This window comes from Burkholderia sp. Ac-20344, assembly GCF_017104975.1.
Classification (GTDB): Bacteria; Pseudomonadota; Gammaproteobacteria; order Burkholderiales; family Burkholderiaceae; genus Burkholderia.
Window position 1 is genome coordinate 1 of record NZ_JAAGPP010000040.1, and the last position, 15,847, is coordinate 15,847.

Sequence of the window (15,847 nt, forward strand, 5' to 3'; positions counted from 1 at the left end):
GATTCTTACATCCGCTGGTACAACGCCAAGCGGATTAAGATCTCGCTTGGCTCACTGAGTCCGCTCGAATACCGGGAGCGCCTCGGGCTCGCGGCATAAACCAGTCCAAGATTCTAGCCGCACCCCCAAAGCGGACATTTCAATCTAGCTACTACAAAATTTAACGTCGATAATGTTGAAGACGTCAAATCGCTAACTAAAGCTGGTACTACACCCGGCAGAACGTTGTCTGGCGGGCGTTAGCGCGAAGTACCAGCGTGCGAAAACCCTCGGAAAATTTCTCCAAAGCGTGCTCCCACAGCGAGCGACGCTCATCGTCCTTGATGCGCTCGATTCGAACCGACGCCATCACCTCAAACGGATTCAATCCCAGAATTTCCGCCACGCGAAGGCACACCTCATCGTCGAGCGTTGCGCGGCCGACGCGATAGCCGCTGACCGTTTGGCGGGTTACTTGAAGAATTTTTGCTGCTGCGTAGTCGGAAGGCAGGTCGAGCCGCGCCTTCACCGCGTCGAGCCATTCGGCCGAAGTTTTCATGACAGACCCCTTACAAAAAGTACTGACCCGGCGTCAAGAGTAGTCGAACGACAGAGGGGATACAACGCACGAGTGTTACAGACGTACGAATGTCTTGGACATGTACGAGACATCCGTACTATGATCCGACCCATCGCCCGGGCCGGTGTCCTGACCCTCACTGGCGCGCCCTGACGGGGGCGCTCCCCGGGCGACCAACCCATCGGGAAGGGTCAGGTAGGGGCAGAACATGCGTAAAGAGCCGTTACAAATTCACCAGGCCGCGCTCGGTGGCTACACCATCGACGGGCCGTACAGAGTTCAGGCGAGAGCGGGCGAGCGGGGCGGGCTAGTAGCAAAGCCGTCCCGCTTTTTTGCGTTCCGCCGCCTGGTCGCGCGGCTCTTCCGGTCGGGGGTGTGACGTGCTCTTCGCCTTCGGAATCGGCTTTGCCCTGGGCGCGACGGCCGCCGTCGCCGTCGTCGGCGATGTGATCGCCATCGCGCTGTGCCATTCGGACGACGGGGAGGGCGGACCATGCGCCTGATCCGCTGCAAGCACTGCGGCTCGATGCGCCGCCCTGGCACCGCCTGCATGCGGTGCCTTCGTCTTTTCGTGTGGGGTGTCTGATGGGCGGCTCGAATCCCTCACTCGCCCCGAACCCTGCCGGCCTGACGCCGGACGCGCGCGGCTACGACGCGTTCTATGACGGCCTGATGCTCGACGACAACCCCTGCGAGTGGCTGACGGACGACTGGCACGCCTGGCGCGCCGGCTGGTGCCGCGCCGAAGCGAATTTCAGCGAGGGGGAATCGTTCTGATGACAGGCCCCTCATCCGCTTTCCTCGACCTGGGCTATACCGAGCCCAGCGAGCCCCGCCCCCAGCGCGCCCGTCGCGCTTCTGCCGTCCCCGTTCCCGTCCATCACGAAACCGCCCCGGGCGATCGCTCGGCCGCTGCGGCCGCGCTGCGCGCGATGCGCTCGCAGCTCGACGCGAAGAAGGGCTATCTGCCGTCCGACCAGGGCGTGCGTGCCGGCGACGATCCGTTCGCCCGCACGCAGCTGACGCTCGCGTACGAGCGGCTGCGCTCGGCCCTGGCGCTCTACAACACGTTCGCGGCCGACCTGGACGTGCCTGGCGCGCGCGCCTTCATTGGCGACGTCGAAGTGCGGGAGGGCGGCCAGTGACCTCGATCGGTGGGAAATGCCGGCGCTGCGGCGGCCGGTGGCTCAACGCAACCCGGTGCCCGCGCTGCGGCCGCGTCACGCGCGTGGGCGCGCTCGGCCGCGCCTTCCGGATGGGGAGGCGCGCCCCGTGAAACCGCACATCTTTCTCGACCGTTTGAACCGCCAGACCAGGTGGATTTGCCTTTCGACGCTCGGCCCCGTGATGGCGGGCTATGGCGTGACGCCGCTCGAAGCCTATACCCAGTGGTGGGAAGTCTGGGGCCGTTACAACGGGGCGCGCAGACCATGAAACGCACGATCAAGCGACGCGGCATGAAGCCGCGCATCTTCCGCTGCCCGTGCGGCTGCGGTGGCTGGTACGTCGACGGGCCGCTCGGCTACGTGTCGGGCCCGACGATCGCCATCGCGTGGCGCGCCTACGCGTCGGGGAGGTTCGCGTGGTGACCACCCCCGAAAAATTGCCGTCTGGTTTTCTTGGTATAAACGCGAAATCGATACACGCTCCCCGCACGCCCAATACCGACGCGGTTTCCCGGGCGAAGGCGAAGGGCCGTTTGCACGATCTGCTGCGCGTCTCGCAGTCGGTCATCTACGATCCGGCCGCGGCAAAGGAAGCGCAGCACCGCACGTGCTGGTGCCAGCGCGCGCTCACGTCCCCTGGCGAGACGCTCGGCGTGCGGCGCAACGTCGACGGCTCCGGCGCGAGCCTGGCCGGCGTGTCGACGTGCGGCTCGGTGTGGGCCTGCCCGGTCTGCTCGCTCAAGGTCTGCATGCAGCGCCAGGCCGAAGTGGCGGACGGCATGAAGGCCCACGTCGGCAACGGCGGCTACGTCTGGCTGATGACCAACACCTTCCCGCACGAAGCGGGCGAGCGCCCGCTCGCCGACATGCTCGCGCTGCAGGCGAAGGCGATGCAGAAGTTCCAGAACTGCCGCACGTACAAACGCATCCTCGGCAAGGGCGTGCGCGCCGGCTCGATCAAGGCGCTCGAAATCACGCTCGGCGCGCACGGCTGGCACCCGCACACGCACTCCCTGGTCTTCGCCACGCCCGACGCGTTCGGCGACGTGAAGGAAGGCGACACCGGCCGCATGGCCTCCCGACTGATCGACGAGCTGAAGCGCGCATGGTACGAGGCGCTGCTGAAGGTCGGCCTGTGCGAGCCGTCGCAGCTGTCCGACGTGCTCGACCATGGGCTCGACGTGCGCGGCGGCCAGTACGCGGCGGAGTACGTCGCGAAGTTCGGCCGTGACACGAAGTGGGGCCTGTCGCGCGAGCTGACGATGAACGCAGCCAAGACCGGCGGCGGCCAGAAGGGCGCGCACCCGTTCCAGTTACTCGAGTGGGCGGCGGCCGGCGACGGCCAGGCGGCCGCGCAGTTCCGCGAGTACGTCGCGGCTTTCACCGGCCGCCGCATGCTGACCTGGACGCCTGGCCTGAAAGCGGCGCTCGGCCTGGACGAGCTGGAACAGTCCGACGAAGAAGCGGCCGCCGCGCAGCTGCCCGAAGAAGAGGTGGTCGGCGCGATCTCGGCCGAAGACCTGTCGGTCCTCACCGCGCGCAGCATGCTCGGCCGCTTCCTCGCGTTCGTGTCGGAGTACTGCTACGACCCGTCGACGGCCCAGGCCGATATCGACGACTTCATGGCGTTCGCGCGCGAGCACGAACGCAGGGCGAGCGGCGCCATCAGCGCGCCGTACTGGAGCGCCCGCACCCGCAAGTTCTACGACCCGGAGAAGGAAACCCATGCCTGACACAAACGACACCCGCTTCGTGCAGGTCGAGCGCGCGACGCTGGCCGAAGCGCGCGACGCCGCGCGCGAGCTGCGCACGATGTACGACGCGCTCACGCCGTTCGAGCGCGGCCTGGCGGCGAAGCAGATCGCACCGATCAAGCGTCTCGTCGACGCCGTCGACAAGCTGTAACGGCACGCGGCCGGCCGCCCACGGCCGCACACCACCGAGAGGTAGACCATGTCCGAACTGCAATCCATCATCGCGGCCGTGAAAGAGAAGGCCGAAGAGCTCGTCGTGCTTGTCGCCGGCAACCTGCCGCACAACCAGACGCTCACCGAGCTGGCCAGCGCACTGCACGACGCCCTGGCCGATATCGACGGCCGCGTCGCCGCGATCGAAGCGGCCGCGAAAGCCGACCTGTCCACGCTCGAAGACGCGCTGACCGAGAAACTGACCGCGTTCGTCAACGGCAAGATCGACACGTTCGCCCAGGGCGTCACGTCGACGCTGCAGAGCCACATGTCCCAGGTGCAGCAGGCCGTCACGATCGCCGACAACGCGCACGCCGCTGTCGCCGCGCTGCAAGCCATCGTCCAGCCGAGCGGCACGTCGGCCTAAGGGGAGGGCGCACCCATGTCCACCCCTGGCAAGTACATCGGCACCACGCCCTGCAAGACGAAGGGCTGCTCGGAAGTCGTGAGGGTCAAGCTGAACAGGGGCGGACGCGCCTACGGCAAGTGCGATCGCTGCACCTGCCGCTTCGAGTTCGACGGCGTCGCGCACTCCCAGCGCTTCGTGCGCGAGGAAGTCACGCTGCTGGCCGACCCGTACGACGACAACCCCGGGAATCCCGGGGAAACCACGCCCCCTGGCGGCCCGGCACCGGCCGTCGATCCCAAGAAAACCCAGGAAAAACCGAAGCGGCGCTCGCTGCTGTCCGGCACTCCTTTCGAAGGGCTCTGACCATGATGGACGTTAAAGCGCTCGACCAGATCGGGCAGGAAGAGGCAGCGGAGCGCGTCGCGCTCGCCGAAGAACAGCAGCAGGAGCTGCAGGCCGAAGAGGCGAAGGAAGCCGCGTCGCTGTCGGACCAGTATTTCTTCGGGCTGAACAAGGCGCGCGGCGTCGTGCTCAAGATGCTGCCGGAGTGCACGGACGACTGGACCGACGACGTCACGCGCGAGATCGCGGACGCGCTGGCCGACTGCGACGCGTACTACGGCTGGGGCGGCGTCACGAACGCGCTCAAGCATCCGCTGCTGAAGCTGGTCGTCGCCGCCGTGCCGCTCGCCTGGAGCCTCGGCTTCGCTCTCCGTAACCGGCGTATCCGCGCGCAGATGGAAGCGGCGGCCGCCGGCAAGCATCACGTCGTGCGCGCCGTCGCGCCGGCACCGGCGAAGCCCGGGCAGAACGTCGAGCCGATGCCGGCTGCAGCTGCAGCGCCGGAACCGGCCGCGCCGGCCGGTGAGCCTGCCTTCGTCGGCGTCGACCCGGGCGCGCTGATGGCTGACCAGATGGTGGCGGCATGACGCGGCGCACCGGCACGCGGCACGGCGGCATCATCGGCGTGATCGGCCGCTCGCGCTCGGGCAAGGGCGTGTGGATCAAGCGATATTTCCTCCCGAAGGTGCGCGGCCCGATCCTGGTGTGGTCGCCGCTCGAAATCTCCCGGCCGGACGACTACGCGGGCGAGATCGGCGGCGAACGCGTATACACGATCCAGGAGCTGGTGAAGGCGCTGGCCGCCGGCAAGACGCGCCTGGTGTTCGTGCCGTCCCAGGACGATGCGGAGCGCGAAGCGCAGTTCGATCGCTTCTGCAGAATCCTGGAGAATCCCGGGTTCAAGCGCTGGACCGTTATCGTCGAAGAGCTGATGCTCGTGACGAAGCCGCACAAGGCCCCGACCGCCTGGAAGAGCATGACGACGGCCGGCGCGCACTCGCGTGAGATGACCCTCATCGGCGTCTCGCAACGGCCAGCCCAGGTCGATAAAGACTTCCTCGGCAACTGCACCGAAATTCACTGCTACGCGGTGTCGAACGTGGCCGATGCGAAGGTGATGGCCGACGTGCTGTTCGTCGACAAGGCCGAAATCCTCGGCCTGCAGAAGTTCCACTACATCCACCGCGACGCGGAGAAAGGCGAAGTGACGACGGGCGTCGTCTCGTACGAGTAGCGTCGAAACAACATTTTTTGCAGGCCCGGAAAGCCGGGAATCCCTGATCTGACAAGGGATTCCCGGCTTTTGTCATTTCCGGCGCCCGTCCGCAGGATGAGGGCTCTTTCACCCCATAGAGCGCTACGTGTCCGTCTCCGCCTACCTGCCTACGAAGCACCGGCTCGCCCAGGAAATCATCGCCACTACGGTGGGCGTCCTGGTCGCCGCCTGGATCATTTCGAAGTGGCCTGCCGCTAAGAAGCTGGTCGACGGAAACACGATCTGGTCCACGTCGCAATCTGACTTCCCCACCTCCTGAGGTCCATATGAAAAACCCGCACGTCAAGACCGCAATCGTCGTTCTCGGCACCTTTGCACTTTGCGCCTTCATCCAGAAGTCGGTGTTCCAGATCCCGGTGATCGGCCCGTACCTCCCGGGCGGCGCTAGCGCAGCCTAAGCGCCTCGCGGCAACGGTCCACCTTCACGAACATAGGAGCGCGCGATGCGCAAAGAGCAACTCGTCAACCTGCAGAACGTCAACCCGGGGCAGACCGCGCTGCTGTCGATCCCGTGCGGCCCGACGTACGAGCGGATCAAGCTGTACTTCACCGGCGGCCTGCTGATCTCGATGATCGACCTCATCACGATCAAGCAAAACGGCAAGCCCGTGTGGGCGGTGGCCGGCTCGGACCTGCTCGCACAGAACCTGTACGAGGGCAAGCCGAACCCGACCAACGTCGCGCTGATCGACTTCACGCGTCGCGGCGCGAAAAGCTCGGCGACGAAGAGCAGCGCGGGCGTCGTGGTCCAGTCCACGCAGGTGCAGGAAGAGCTGTTCACGTGCCTGGCTACGGCCGGTCTGCAGCAGTGCACGATGGAAATCAAGATCAACGCGGCCGCGCCGGCCGGCGTCGGCATGACGGCGTGGGCGCAGGAAAGCGACCCGTCGAAGAACCCCTGGGTGTTCAAGGAACAGTCGGCGACCTACGCGCTGATGACGGTCGGCCAGAACGACATTCCGCTGCCGGTGCAACAAGCCGGCTCGGTCATCACGAAGATCTACCTGCACCAGTCGAACTACGGCCAGGCCGGCGCGGGTTCGATCCAGTCGCTGCAGATCCGCAACAACCAGGTGATCATTTCCGAAGGCACCCCGGCGGTGTACCAGGACGACCAGACCGACTACCAGAAGGTGCCGCAGGCAGGCCTCTTCGTCGTCGACTTCGACCTGCAGGGCATGCGCGAGAAGTGGCTCAACACGACGCTGTCGAAGAACGTGTTCATCCGCATCATCACGCAGACCGGGCCGGTGTTCCTGACGGGCTACGCGAAGATCGTCGACCCGATCAACCGCTAACCGACCGGGAGGCGGCATGTCGCTCTATGACTTCTCCCTCGACGGGACCGACGTTGGTTCCGGCTCGTACGATGCGAGTGGGGCGGACGCGTCGACGCTGTACGGGATCTACGGACCCGATGCGACGAATTCGAACTACACGTATGCGACGAGCCCGGACACGTCGAACAACACGAGCCTGCCGTCGACGCTCGGCCAGCTGCAGACGAACGGCAGCACCGATTCCAGCGGCTCCAACGGCGCGCTGTGGCTCTCCGGCTTCCAGTCGCTGCTCGGCGCGGCGGTGGCCGGCGACGCGATCGCCAATGGCCTGACGGCGCAAGGCAACGTGCCGTACTACCGCGCGCCGAACGGTACGACCTACCCGGTCGGCACCGGGCCGAGCCTGACGCGCGGGAACGGCATGGGCATGCTGTTGCTGATCGGCCTGGTCGTGCTGCTGCTCGACCATGAAGGGAGGGGCTGATGACTTCCCCGATCACGGCGGGCGCGCCGTCCTGGGCCGGCATGCCGAACCTGTCTCTCGGGCTCGGCGGCGGCCCGTCCGGCGCGTACTCGACGACCAACAGCTCGTTCAACGACGGTTCGTTCGTCGTCTCGAACGGCGGCGGTTCGCTCGATACCGCGCTGGCCGGCACCGCGGCGGTCGGCAGCGGCATCCTGCAGCAATACCTTCCTTACCTCTTGCTCGGGGCGGTCGCATGGTACGTGCTGAAGCACCGCAAAGCGTGACCATGCGGCCGGCGACGCTCGACGAGATCGCCCGCATGTTCTCGCCCGTCGATCGCTGGATGACGACGGGCGAGGGCGCGGCCGCGTGCGCGGCGAAGGGTGATTGCTTCGTGCTCGAGCAAGACGGCGTGCCCGTGCTCGCCTGGTCGCTGAAGGTCGACGGCGACGAACTGTTCATCCAGGCGGCCGCCGGCCGCGCTGGTTTCGATCTGACCGAGTTCGGGCTCGCGCTCGTCGAGCGTCAGGCGGACGGCTTCCGGTCGATCGCCTTCCGCACGCGCCGGCGCGGCCTCATGAAAAAAGCGATCGACAACGGCTTCTACCCTGCCTGGCGCAAGGGCGATGTCGTGCTGATGCGAAAGGATCTGCGATGATTTTTCGACCACAACAGCTTCACCTGGTCCGCCTCGGCCTGCCGGCGACGCCCTGCAACGGCGGCAGCTCGGACAGCAAGACGAGCACCAGCAACCAGAACATCGACCAGCGGCTCGACGTAGGCGGCGGCGGTGTCGGCGCGACCGCGTCGAGCGGCGGTTCGGTCAACATCAACGTGACGCCGACCGACCAAGGATCGATCCAGGCATCGTTCGGCCTGGCGCACGACGCGCTGTCGGACGTGACCGCGATCGGCACGTCGTCGGTGAGCGCGAGCTCGCACACGGCGGAGCTCGCGATCAATGGCGCACTCGATAGCGTCGCGGGCGCACAGGCGGCGTTCCAGCAAGCCACGCAGGCCGTGCAGTCGGCCTACCAGGATTCGTCGCAGCAGGTGTCGGCCGCCTACCAGGACGCGAAGACCGGCAATCAGCGCGTGATCGTGATCGGCGCGCTCGTCGTCGTCGGCCTGGTCGTGCTCGCGCCGGTGCTGCGGGAGGCCGCGTAATGCAGACCATCACCACGCAGCTTCTCGCCGGCCAGCGCATGGCGATGCCGATCGCCGGCACGGTATTCCTGATCCAGGCGGCGGACCAGGGCAACAACCTGAACGTGCGCTTCTTCAGCAATAACGCTGTCGTCGGCGAAGTCGACAACGTCGGCACCGCGTTCAAAACGGCACCGGCCGGCGGCTTTAGCGGTATCGATCTGCTCGCGGCCGTCAATACGAACGTGACGTTCATCATCGCGACCGGCGACGTCGACCTGCAGCTGTCGAACCTTGGTGTGCAGATCACGAACACGCCCGGCAACCCGGTGCCGGTGTCGATCATCGGCGAGCCCGGCGCGCCGTTCCCGGTGCAGCCGGTGCCGGCCGGCACCGTGGCGACCGATCTCGCATCGGTCGCGGTCGCAAATGCCGGCGGAGTGCTCGTCGCGGCAGCGGCCGGCCGCAAGTCGCTGCGCGTGCGCAACGTCGGTCCTGGTCAGCTCGCGATCACGGCAGCGGCCGGCACGGCATTCGCGAACGCCGCGATCGTGCTGCAGGTCGGTGATACGTTTATCGAAACGGACGCCCCACAGGCCGCGTGGTATGCAGTGAGCGACACGAACACCACAGCCGCCATGCAGGTGGTCGCATGACGACGATCATTCGCAAAAGCGTCGCGCCAGGCGCGCAGGCACTGCAATCGGGAACGACGGCGCAGCGGCCCGCGCCGTCGTTCGTCAACCAGACCTATTTCGATACGACGCGCGGTTTCCAGGTCACGGCAAAGCAGCTCGCGCCGGTGATCTGGGTCGACGCGGCAGGAGTCCAGGTATGAAGAAGATCTTCGGCGCGGTGCTCGCGCTTATTGCAACGGCCGCGCTCGCACAGACGTTCCCGGTGCAAAACCTCCAGGTCAACGGCAATGCGACGCTCGGCGCGAACGTGTCGGTCACGGGCGGCACCGTCGACGGTGTCGCGATCGGCAACACGACGGCCGCAACCGGAAAGTTCACGACGTTGAACGCGACCGGCCCGTCGACGTTGAATGGTGCGGTCGCCTCGCAGGGAACGTCGACGGCTGCGCTCACGACCGACCAGGCACAGGTCACCGCGCAGCTGAACAACGCGACCGCGACGGCGGAGTACATCTACGGTGCCGCGATCGGTGCTGTAGGGCAAACCGTTTATGACGCCGCCGGGATTCGGGGCGTCGCCACGCAGACGGCCGGCTCGACCAACTGGACCGTCGACGGCCTCTCCGGCTTCGTGCTGAACAACCAGGCCGGCGGCACCGCGACGAAATCGGCGGTCGGCGTGTTCGGCGTGAACATCTGCGCCGTCGACAACTGCCAGTCGTGGGGCATGGATTCGATCGTCACCGATACGCTCGGCTTCACGGCCGCGACGACCGGAGTCGGCCGACAGCTCTACGGCAACGAATCGGACCTCAATGTATCGAGCCCGAACACGAACGGCATCGCGTATTTCGCGGGCGGCACTGCCCTTACGAGCGGCGCGTATCTCGTCGGCTTCCAGCTCAACAAGCTCGGGGGCGGGGCGGGTGCGAAGTGGTCGCGCGGCTTCGTTTCTCCGGACGGCAACGCGACGAGCTTCGGCTATGTGGGGCTCGCCAGCACGGGGGCGAGCCAGTCGAGCCAGGACATCACGTTCGCGTATACCGACAGCGGTGGAACCGAACATTACCCGCAGATCAAGGCCACGCCGAACGGTCTGCAAACGACGGCCGCCGCGATCATTCCAGGCAGCGCGAACACGACCACGCTGGGTAGCTCGACGCTGCCGTTTCAGCAGGTCTACACGCAGCTCGTGACGCTCGCGGCCTATACGGTCAGCACGCTCCCCACATGCAATGCATCGCTCGCGAACGCACTCGCGGCCGTCACGGATGCGAACGCGCCAAGCTGGAACGCGACACTCACCGGCGGCGGCTCGGTGCACATGCTCGCGTTCTGCAACGGCACGAACTGGACGGCGCACTGATGAGCGATAACGCTGGCCTCGCGGTGTTGGTGCTCGCGGCCGGCGCGGCTGCGATGCTGACGATGAGCGGCAGCGCGAGCGCGATCGGGCTCGCGCCGGATAACGGAAGCGCTGACGGGAGCGTCGACTGGACCGGTAGTTTGGATAACGTAGGAGCGGATTTGATGAACAACCTTGGCCTCAACAACACGACGCAAGCTGGCGACCCGGGCACGAATCTCCGCGCCTTCCTCGACATGATCGCGATGAGCGAAATCGGGCCTTCGCTGCTCGCAAACTCGGACAACGGTTACAACGTCGTCGTGGGCGGTTCGCTGTTCGATAACGGATACGCGGACCATCCGCGCATCGTCGTGCGCACGCGCTACGGCCTGAGCGATGCGGCGGGCCGCTATCAAGCCATGGCGGCGGTGCCTGGCCAGATCAAAACCAACACGTGGGACTGGATCAGCGCGCGGCTTGGGCTGACCGACTTTTCGCCGGCATCGCAAGACGCCATGGCGACGTACATCCTGCAGTGGAAGGGCGCGTACAACGACGTGCTCGCCGGCAACATCCAAAGCGCGATCTCGAAGGTTGCGGGGCAGTGGGCCAGCCTGCCGGGCTCGCCCTACGGCCAAAGCCCGCATGACATGGGCACGGTGCTGTCCTGGTATCAATCGGCCGGGGGGGCCGTCGCATGAAAGACACGGCCAACAATCTCGCGCTCGGGCTCGGCGTCGCGGTGCTCGGCTTCGCGCTGTATCGCTACTTCCAGGGCCAGGGCGCTACGAACGCGGCCGCTCCGTCGTCGTCGACGCCGTTCGTAGCATCGGGGCAGACGGGGAGCGGCTTCCCTGGCGCGCTGTCGACGCTACTGAATTTCGGCGGCTCGACGAACGGGCCGTCGCCGCTCGCCGTCGACAACCCGTATGCGTCCACGTCGTGGAATCCGGATGCGTTGAGCGCGGCCATGTCGCAAGACCTGGGCGCGGCCCTGCAGGCCGCGAACGAGCGCGGCGTCAACTCTTACGGCTTCTACCTGCCATGAGTCTCAAAGCGAACGCGGCAGGGCTCGCGATCGGTGCGGGCGTGATCCTGATCGGCCTGGCCTACGTGAAGCGCGGCTCGATCGTCGCGTCGGCCGGCCAGGCGATCAGCAACGTCGACGGCACGCTGACCGATGCAGCGCTGCAGATTCCGGGCGTGTCCGCGCTGACCGATCCGGCAACGGGCGACTTCAACCCGGCTGCAGCTGGCTACGCGTCAGGCCAGGCGACGCGGCAATGGCTCGGCGAGCAATGGGGCAGCGTGAAGAACTGGTTCACGCTCGCCGGCACGTCGCCCGACCCGACGTTTGACACCGGCAACAGTGCAGGGTGGGGCGGCGGCACCCCTGAGGTTTCACCGGGCAACGGTGCGGCGCCGACCGATTTCGGCAACTTCCTTTCGTTGTGACACCAGGAGAAAACCATGTCCTTCCTCGATCGGCTCGGCGAACCGAGCACTCACGCCGGCATCGGCGTGATCGCAACCGCGGCGTCGACGGCCGCCATCCAGCTCGGCGCGAACCCGACCAAGGTCGGCGCGATCGCCGCGATCCTGCAGGCGCTTGTCGGCCTGTTCGCCGTCTTCGCGCCGGAAAGCGCGTCGACGCCGCCCGCCGGCCAGTAACGGAGGGCCTATGGACGCAGCTCAATGGCTGACCATCGGCGTGAGCATCGTGCAGATCCTGGTCGTGCCGGTGGGCTGCTTCCGCTACATCTTGGGGGTCGAGAAACGCCTCACGCGGATCGAAGCCAAACTCGGAATCGCAGACTGATCGGAGGATCTATGTCGAAGCACCACAAGCGCCGCACGCCGGCACGCGACAGCAAAGGCCGCTTCCGCCGCCGGAAGTAAAAAAGCCCCGGGAAACCGGGGCTTTTTGCTTTCAGTCATTGCAACCTATCTCGACGAATTCGTGACCTGGCACAGATACCGGCGAGGTGACCACATGGGCGCGGCTCCCTTTTACCTGCATCCTGCCGAAGTCTATGGTGCCCTCGACGACAACACCGTAGCCGTACGTGTCTGAGCCTGGATGCTTCACGCCGGCGGGATACGGAACATCGTGCCCGTACGCATATACGGCGACGACCGGATCGCTGTTGAACGTGACGCCTGGACGCGGTTTGAAATAAGCCACGCCGTCCGTCATGTGCGGTTTCGACTTCGGCGCGGCCGTCAGCGAAACAAACTCGCCAGGCGTGGCGTACGAGCCGCACGAACGGATCGCCGGGGAAACATCCTCGGCATGCGCTGACAGGCAAGCGAAAGCAAGTGTTATTGCAATGGTGGTTTTCAAGATGGTCTCCTGTTGATCGCGCGCCAATTATGCAACGATCCGCAGGTGCGGCCGCTCGCGCTTGGGAGTCTCGAGCCCGGACGGCTGCCAGGCGGCGTTGAACGCGAAGCGCAGCCGGGTCGCGTCGCGCTCGACCGCACGTAATCGGAGAATTTCCGGAGCCCACCAGGGCACGCGCTGGCGGCCAGACATCCAGTCGGCCACGCTGCGCTCGCTGCGGCGCAGCTCGCGCGCCACGTCGGCGGCCGTGCGGCCGTTCATGTAGTAGCGGAATTCTTCAGGTTTCCCGTATCGTAGGTTTGGGTATCGCATCGTTCTTTTTGTCCGAAAAAAAAGCCGGGGAATCCCGGCTTTGCTAGTGTGCGACTTAGACCTTTCGGCCACTTTAATCAGATAATCGGATCAATTGTTTCGGGATCTGGTTTCGCGATTTAAACGTCGATAATGTTGATTATGTCAAATATGGAATTACCATCCCAACCCCCGCGGCAAGCAGCCACCAACCGATCTGAAATACGATGCAAATTCAATGTTGGCAAGATCCTTCATGAAAAATCGACAAACACATTTCGCATAACGAATTAACTATCCCATGGTGTACCTACTTTCCCGGCACACGACCCTGTCACGCACGCACCGACAAGTGCCCGGGCACCGCGTTTTTCAGGACTGCATGCCCTGCATCTTGTGCGAGAAATGCGCGCGCTCGGCCGTCTCCATCAACGCCAGGAACTCATCCTGCGTCATGTGGATCAGCGCTTCGTGGTCGCCGGCCTCGAAATAGACTTCCGGCTGCTGCGCGAGACGTTCCTCGAGAAACGTCTTCATGCCGTACGCCATGCAGACCGGCGGCAACGCGCCCATGTCGCAATCCTTGAACAGCTCGCGCAACTCGACCTCCCGGGCGAGCACGAGATGGCGTCCCGTCTTCACCCAGAGATCCGACAGGCGCACGGCGTGTGTGGTCGGCAAGACGGCAGCGACGTAGCCTTCGTCGTCTTCGAGGAGCACGGTTTTCGCGAGGCGATCGCCGGGAATGTGCGCGGCGGCGGCCGTTTCCATGCTCGTATGGCTATAGGGGTGGTACACCACTTCGTACCGCGATGATTTCTGGCGCAGGCAATCCTGCAGGGTGGCTGACATGGGCATGGCACACCTCGACTGAACGATCGGGCGAACGGCGTTCGCACCGGATTCGTTCAGCATAGGTCGCATTCGGGCGGATGGAAATCCTCACCTCTACCGCACTTCATACGCGCTCAATTTCCGGGTCCGGCCCCCGGGTCCAGTCCCTTTTCGTACAGCCATTCCCGATTGAAAAGCCGTGTGCGATAGATGTCGCCGCGGTCGCACAGCAAGGTCACGATCGTGTGCCCCGGGCCCATCCGCTGGGCCAGCCAGACCGCCGCCGCGACGTTGATGCCGCTCGATCCGCCGACGTACAGCCCTTCCTCGCGCAGCAGCCGGTAGACCATCGTCACGCACTGCTGATCGTCGATCCGCACGGCGTCGTCGATCGGCGTGCCCGCAAGGTTCACGGTGACGCGCGTCGAGCCGATGCCTTCGGTGATCGAGCTGCCCTCTGCGTCGAGGTCGCCCGTTTTCACGTAACGATAGAGCCCGCTGCCGTGCGGGTCGGCCAGCACGATCCGGACGTCCGGATTCTGCTCTTTCAGATAACGGCTCACGCCGGCCAGCGTGCCGCCCGTACCGGTCGCGCAGACGAACGCATCGATCGTGCCCGCCGTATCGCGCCAGATTTCGGGCCCGGTCGTCTCGTAGTGCGCCTGACGATTGACGACGTTGTCGAACTGATTGGCCCACACTGCGTTGTCGAGTTCGTCAGCGAGCCGCCCGGCAATCTTCTGATAGTTGTTCGGGTCACGGTATGGCGCTGCCGGCACCGGGCGCACCTCGGCGCCGAGCGTGCGCAGGATCGCCAGCTTTTCCGGCGATTGCGTGTCGGGAATCACGATCACGCAGCGATAGCCGCGCGCCGCGCAGATATGCGCCAGACCGATGCCGGTGTTACCCGCCGTGCCCTCGACGACGGTGCCGCCCGGCTGCAGCACGCCACGCCGCTCGGCGTCGCGGATGATGTAGAGTGCCGCGCGGTCCTTCACCGACCCGCCCGGATTCATGAATTCCGCCTTGCCCAGGATCTCGCAGCCCGTCTCGGCGCTGAGCTTCGTCAGGCGAATCAGCGGCGTGCGCCCCACGCAGTCGACGAAGCCTTGTCGCACGTCCATGTCTCCCTCCGTTGCCTTCGCGCAGCACGCGCGCCACACACAACGAAGGATAGGCCGCCCTCGCGGCTTTCGTCGCCGGCCGCCGCGTATTAAGCTTGAAGAGCCCATTGCGGCGCACGCGCCGCATCGCGAGACGAGGTCCGCCATGCTGCAACTGCAAACCGTTGCCGTCGACAAGCCCGAGACCGTGAACTTCATCCTCGGCCAGTCGCATTTCATCAAGTCCGTCGAGGACATCCACGAGGCGCTGGTCGGCACCGTGCCCGGCATCCGCTTCGGGCTCGCATTCTGCGAGGCGTCGGGCAAGCGGCTGGTGAGGCACTCCGGCACCGACGCGGCGCTCGTCGAACTTGCCTGCCGCAACGCCAGCGCGATCGGCGCCGGTCACGCGTTCATCGTGTTCCTCGGCGACGGGTTCTATCCGGTCAACGTGCTCAATGCGATCAAGGCCGTGCCGGAGGTCTGCCGGATCTATTGCGCGACCGCGAACCCGACCGACGTGATCGTCGCGGAAACCGCGCAAGGACGCGGGATCGTCGGCGTCGTCGACGGCTTTGGGCCGCTCGGCATCGAAAATGACGACGACGTCCGGTGGCGCAAGGATCTGCTGCGCACGATCGGCTACAAGGCGTAGATGCGAGCCGCCGGAGGCGGCCTGCAGACCTTGGCTGCATCGAAACCGCGCCGCGGCCGGGATTTCAGGACGGATGCCGCCCA

33 protein-coding genes are annotated in these 15,847 nt (G+C 65.6%); 28 read left to right on the top strand and 5 right to left on the bottom strand.

Features of this window, described 5'->3' with window-relative positions; translation table 11 throughout:
* On the top strand, nt 1-99 hold a 99-nt coding region (locus G3N64_RS15025; protein ID WP_205784712.1), incomplete at its 5' end, for an IS3 family transposase.
* 109 nt (nt 100-208) lie between these two features.
* Here G3N64_RS15025 and G3N64_RS15030 read toward each other — a convergent pair.
* Complete coding sequence (locus G3N64_RS15030; protein WP_205784663.1) at nt 209-538, bottom strand: helix-turn-helix domain-containing protein; 330 nt, start codon at nt 536-538, stop codon at nt 209-211.
* Nucleotides 539-939: 401 nt separating this feature from the next.
* Here G3N64_RS15030 and G3N64_RS40195 point away from each other — a divergent pair, with 401 nt between their 5' ends.
* From G3N64_RS40195 to G3N64_RS15150, 26 genes are all read left to right on the top strand, one after another.
* Nucleotides 940-1,062, top strand: coding sequence for a hypothetical protein (locus G3N64_RS40195; protein ID WP_277399108.1), 123 nt, complete (start codon nt 940-942; stop codon nt 1,060-1,062).
* Between the two features lie 82 nt (nt 1,063-1,144).
* A complete protein-coding gene (locus G3N64_RS15035) occupies nt 1,145-1,336 on the top strand; it encodes a hypothetical protein (RefSeq protein ID WP_205784664.1) in 192 nt (63 codons plus the stop codon).
* Nucleotides 1,336-1,704 carry a hypothetical protein gene (locus tag G3N64_RS15040; RefSeq protein ID WP_205784665.1) on the top strand — a complete coding sequence of 123 codons (369 nt, stop codon included), beginning with the start codon at nt 1,336-1,338 and terminating at the stop codon, nt 1,702-1,704. The genes G3N64_RS15035 and G3N64_RS15040 overlap by 1 nt, the downstream gene beginning before the upstream one ends.
* Nucleotides 1,705-1,831: 127 nt before the next feature.
* On the top strand, nt 1,832-1,993 hold the full coding sequence (locus G3N64_RS15045; RefSeq protein ID WP_205784666.1) for a hypothetical protein: 162 nt from the start codon (nt 1,832-1,834) through the stop codon (nt 1,991-1,993).
* Complete coding sequence (locus tag G3N64_RS15050) at nt 1,990-2,148, top strand: hypothetical protein (protein WP_205784667.1); 159 nt, start codon at nt 1,990-1,992, stop codon at nt 2,146-2,148. The genes G3N64_RS15045 and G3N64_RS15050 overlap by 4 nt, the downstream gene beginning before the upstream one ends.
* A gap of 110 nt (nt 2,149-2,258) precedes the next feature.
* The gene (locus G3N64_RS15055) at nt 2,259-3,458 is read left to right on the top strand and encodes a protein rep (RefSeq protein ID WP_205784668.1); all 1,200 of its coding nucleotides are present in this window, start codon (nt 2,259-2,261) and stop codon (nt 3,456-3,458) included.
* Nucleotides 3,451-3,630, top strand: coding sequence for a hypothetical protein (locus G3N64_RS15060; RefSeq protein ID WP_205784669.1), 180 nt, complete (start codon nt 3,451-3,453; stop codon nt 3,628-3,630). Before G3N64_RS15055 ends, G3N64_RS15060 begins: the two co-directional genes overlap by 8 nt.
* 48 nt (nt 3,631-3,678) lie before the next feature.
* Nucleotides 3,679-4,059 carry a hypothetical protein gene (locus G3N64_RS15065; RefSeq protein ID WP_205784670.1) on the top strand — a complete coding sequence of 127 codons (381 nt, stop codon included), beginning with the start codon at nt 3,679-3,681 and terminating at the stop codon, nt 4,057-4,059.
* Nucleotides 4,060-4,074: 15 nt separating this feature from the next.
* Entirely contained in the window at nt 4,075-4,404 is a 330-nt protein-coding gene (locus G3N64_RS15070) for a hypothetical protein (RefSeq protein WP_107313009.1), read from the top strand.
* A 2-nt stretch (nt 4,405-4,406) separates the two neighbouring features.
* Nucleotides 4,407-4,970, top strand: coding sequence for a hypothetical protein (locus G3N64_RS15075; protein WP_205784671.1), 564 nt, complete (start codon nt 4,407-4,409; stop codon nt 4,968-4,970).
* Nucleotides 4,967-5,617: a hypothetical protein gene (locus G3N64_RS15080; RefSeq protein ID WP_059728446.1), complete on the top strand. Its 651-nt coding sequence runs from the start codon at nt 4,967-4,969 to the stop codon at nt 5,615-5,617. The genes G3N64_RS15075 and G3N64_RS15080 overlap by 4 nt, the downstream gene beginning before the upstream one ends.
* Nucleotides 5,618-5,744: 127 nt before the next feature.
* Complete coding sequence (locus G3N64_RS15085) at nt 5,745-5,918, top strand: hypothetical protein (protein WP_185733033.1); 174 nt, start codon at nt 5,745-5,747, stop codon at nt 5,916-5,918.
* 7 nt (nt 5,919-5,925) lie between these two features.
* Nucleotides 5,926-6,057, top strand: a complete 132-nt coding sequence (locus G3N64_RS40200) for a hypothetical protein (RefSeq protein ID WP_260449303.1) — start codon at nt 5,926-5,928, stop codon at nt 6,055-6,057.
* 45 nt (nt 6,058-6,102) lie between these two features.
* Nucleotides 6,103-6,957 carry a major capsid protein P2 gene (locus G3N64_RS15090; RefSeq protein ID WP_205784672.1) on the top strand — a complete coding sequence of 285 codons (855 nt, stop codon included), beginning with the start codon at nt 6,103-6,105 and terminating at the stop codon, nt 6,955-6,957.
* 16 nt (nt 6,958-6,973) lie between these two features.
* Nucleotides 6,974-7,423 carry a hypothetical protein gene (locus tag G3N64_RS15095; protein WP_059728448.1) on the top strand — a complete coding sequence of 150 codons (450 nt, stop codon included), beginning with the start codon at nt 6,974-6,976 and terminating at the stop codon, nt 7,421-7,423.
* On the top strand, nt 7,423-7,689 hold the full coding sequence (locus G3N64_RS15100; RefSeq protein ID WP_107313011.1) for a hypothetical protein: 267 nt from the start codon (nt 7,423-7,425) through the stop codon (nt 7,687-7,689). The genes G3N64_RS15095 and G3N64_RS15100 overlap by 1 nt, the downstream gene beginning before the upstream one ends.
* Complete coding sequence (locus G3N64_RS15105; RefSeq protein ID WP_205784673.1) at nt 7,659-8,063, top strand: hypothetical protein; 405 nt, start codon at nt 7,659-7,661, stop codon at nt 8,061-8,063. The genes G3N64_RS15100 and G3N64_RS15105 overlap by 31 nt, the downstream gene beginning before the upstream one ends.
* Nucleotides 8,060-8,572, top strand: a complete 513-nt coding sequence (locus tag G3N64_RS15110; RefSeq protein ID WP_205784674.1) for a hypothetical protein — start codon at nt 8,060-8,062, stop codon at nt 8,570-8,572. Before G3N64_RS15105 ends, G3N64_RS15110 begins: the two co-directional genes overlap by 4 nt.
* Complete coding sequence (locus G3N64_RS15115; RefSeq protein WP_205784675.1) at nt 8,572-9,207, top strand: hypothetical protein; 636 nt, start codon at nt 8,572-8,574, stop codon at nt 9,205-9,207. The genes G3N64_RS15110 and G3N64_RS15115 overlap by 1 nt, the downstream gene beginning before the upstream one ends.
* Nucleotides 9,204-9,389 carry a hypothetical protein gene (locus tag G3N64_RS15120; protein ID WP_205784676.1) on the top strand — a complete coding sequence of 62 codons (186 nt, stop codon included), beginning with the start codon at nt 9,204-9,206 and terminating at the stop codon, nt 9,387-9,389. The genes G3N64_RS15115 and G3N64_RS15120 overlap by 4 nt, the downstream gene beginning before the upstream one ends.
* Complete coding sequence (locus G3N64_RS15125) at nt 9,386-10,555, top strand: hypothetical protein (protein ID WP_205784677.1); 1,170 nt, start codon at nt 9,386-9,388, stop codon at nt 10,553-10,555. The genes G3N64_RS15120 and G3N64_RS15125 overlap by 4 nt, the downstream gene beginning before the upstream one ends.
* Nucleotides 10,555-11,238: a glycoside hydrolase family 104 protein gene (locus tag G3N64_RS15130; RefSeq protein ID WP_241020980.1), complete on the top strand. Its 684-nt coding sequence runs from the start codon at nt 10,555-10,557 to the stop codon at nt 11,236-11,238. Before G3N64_RS15125 ends, G3N64_RS15130 begins: the two co-directional genes overlap by 1 nt.
* Nucleotides 11,235-11,585 (top strand): hypothetical protein, encoded by a 351-nt coding sequence (locus G3N64_RS15135; RefSeq protein ID WP_124669030.1) that lies wholly within the window; start codon nt 11,235-11,237, stop codon nt 11,583-11,585. The genes G3N64_RS15130 and G3N64_RS15135 overlap by 4 nt, the downstream gene beginning before the upstream one ends.
* Entirely contained in the window at nt 11,582-11,992 is a 411-nt protein-coding gene (locus G3N64_RS15140; RefSeq protein ID WP_205784678.1) for a hypothetical protein, read from the top strand. The genes G3N64_RS15135 and G3N64_RS15140 overlap by 4 nt, the downstream gene beginning before the upstream one ends.
* A 15-nt stretch (nt 11,993-12,007) precedes the next feature.
* Nucleotides 12,008-12,208: a hypothetical protein gene (locus tag G3N64_RS15145; RefSeq protein WP_059728464.1), complete on the top strand. Its 201-nt coding sequence runs from the start codon at nt 12,008-12,010 to the stop codon at nt 12,206-12,208.
* Nucleotides 12,209-12,218: 10 nt separating this feature from the next.
* A complete protein-coding gene (locus G3N64_RS15150) occupies nt 12,219-12,356 on the top strand; it encodes a hypothetical protein (protein ID WP_155623362.1) in 138 nt (45 codons plus the stop codon).
* Between the two features lie 111 nt (nt 12,357-12,467).
* Here G3N64_RS15150 and G3N64_RS15155 read toward each other — a convergent pair whose 3' ends face one another.
* The 4 genes from G3N64_RS15155 to G3N64_RS15170 all read right to left on the bottom strand — a co-directional run bounded on the left by G3N64_RS15155 (nt 12,468) and on the right by G3N64_RS15170 (nt 15,130).
* Nucleotides 12,468-12,881, bottom strand: coding sequence for a hypothetical protein (locus G3N64_RS15155; RefSeq protein ID WP_205784679.1), 414 nt, complete (start codon nt 12,879-12,881; stop codon nt 12,468-12,470).
* Nucleotides 12,882-12,908: 27 nt separating this feature from the next.
* A complete protein-coding gene (locus G3N64_RS15160) occupies nt 12,909-13,193 on the bottom strand; it encodes a hypothetical protein (RefSeq protein ID WP_205784680.1) in 285 nt (94 codons plus the stop codon).
* A 351-nt stretch (nt 13,194-13,544) separates the two neighbouring features.
* Nucleotides 13,545-14,030, bottom strand: coding sequence for a YbaK/EbsC family protein (locus G3N64_RS15165; protein ID WP_205784714.1), 486 nt, complete (start codon nt 14,028-14,030; stop codon nt 13,545-13,547).
* Nucleotides 14,031-14,140: 110 nt separating this feature from the next.
* On the bottom strand, nt 14,141-15,130 hold the full coding sequence (locus G3N64_RS15170; protein ID WP_205784681.1) for a cysteine synthase A: 990 nt from the start codon (nt 15,128-15,130) through the stop codon (nt 14,141-14,143).
* A gap of 145 nt (nt 15,131-15,275) precedes the next feature.
* Between G3N64_RS15170 and G3N64_RS15175 the strand changes: the two genes are divergently transcribed.
* Nucleotides 15,276-15,764 carry an adenosine-specific kinase gene (locus tag G3N64_RS15175; RefSeq protein WP_205784682.1) on the top strand — a complete coding sequence of 163 codons (489 nt, stop codon included), beginning with the start codon at nt 15,276-15,278 and terminating at the stop codon, nt 15,762-15,764.
* Nucleotides 15,765-15,847: the final 83 nt, after the last annotated feature.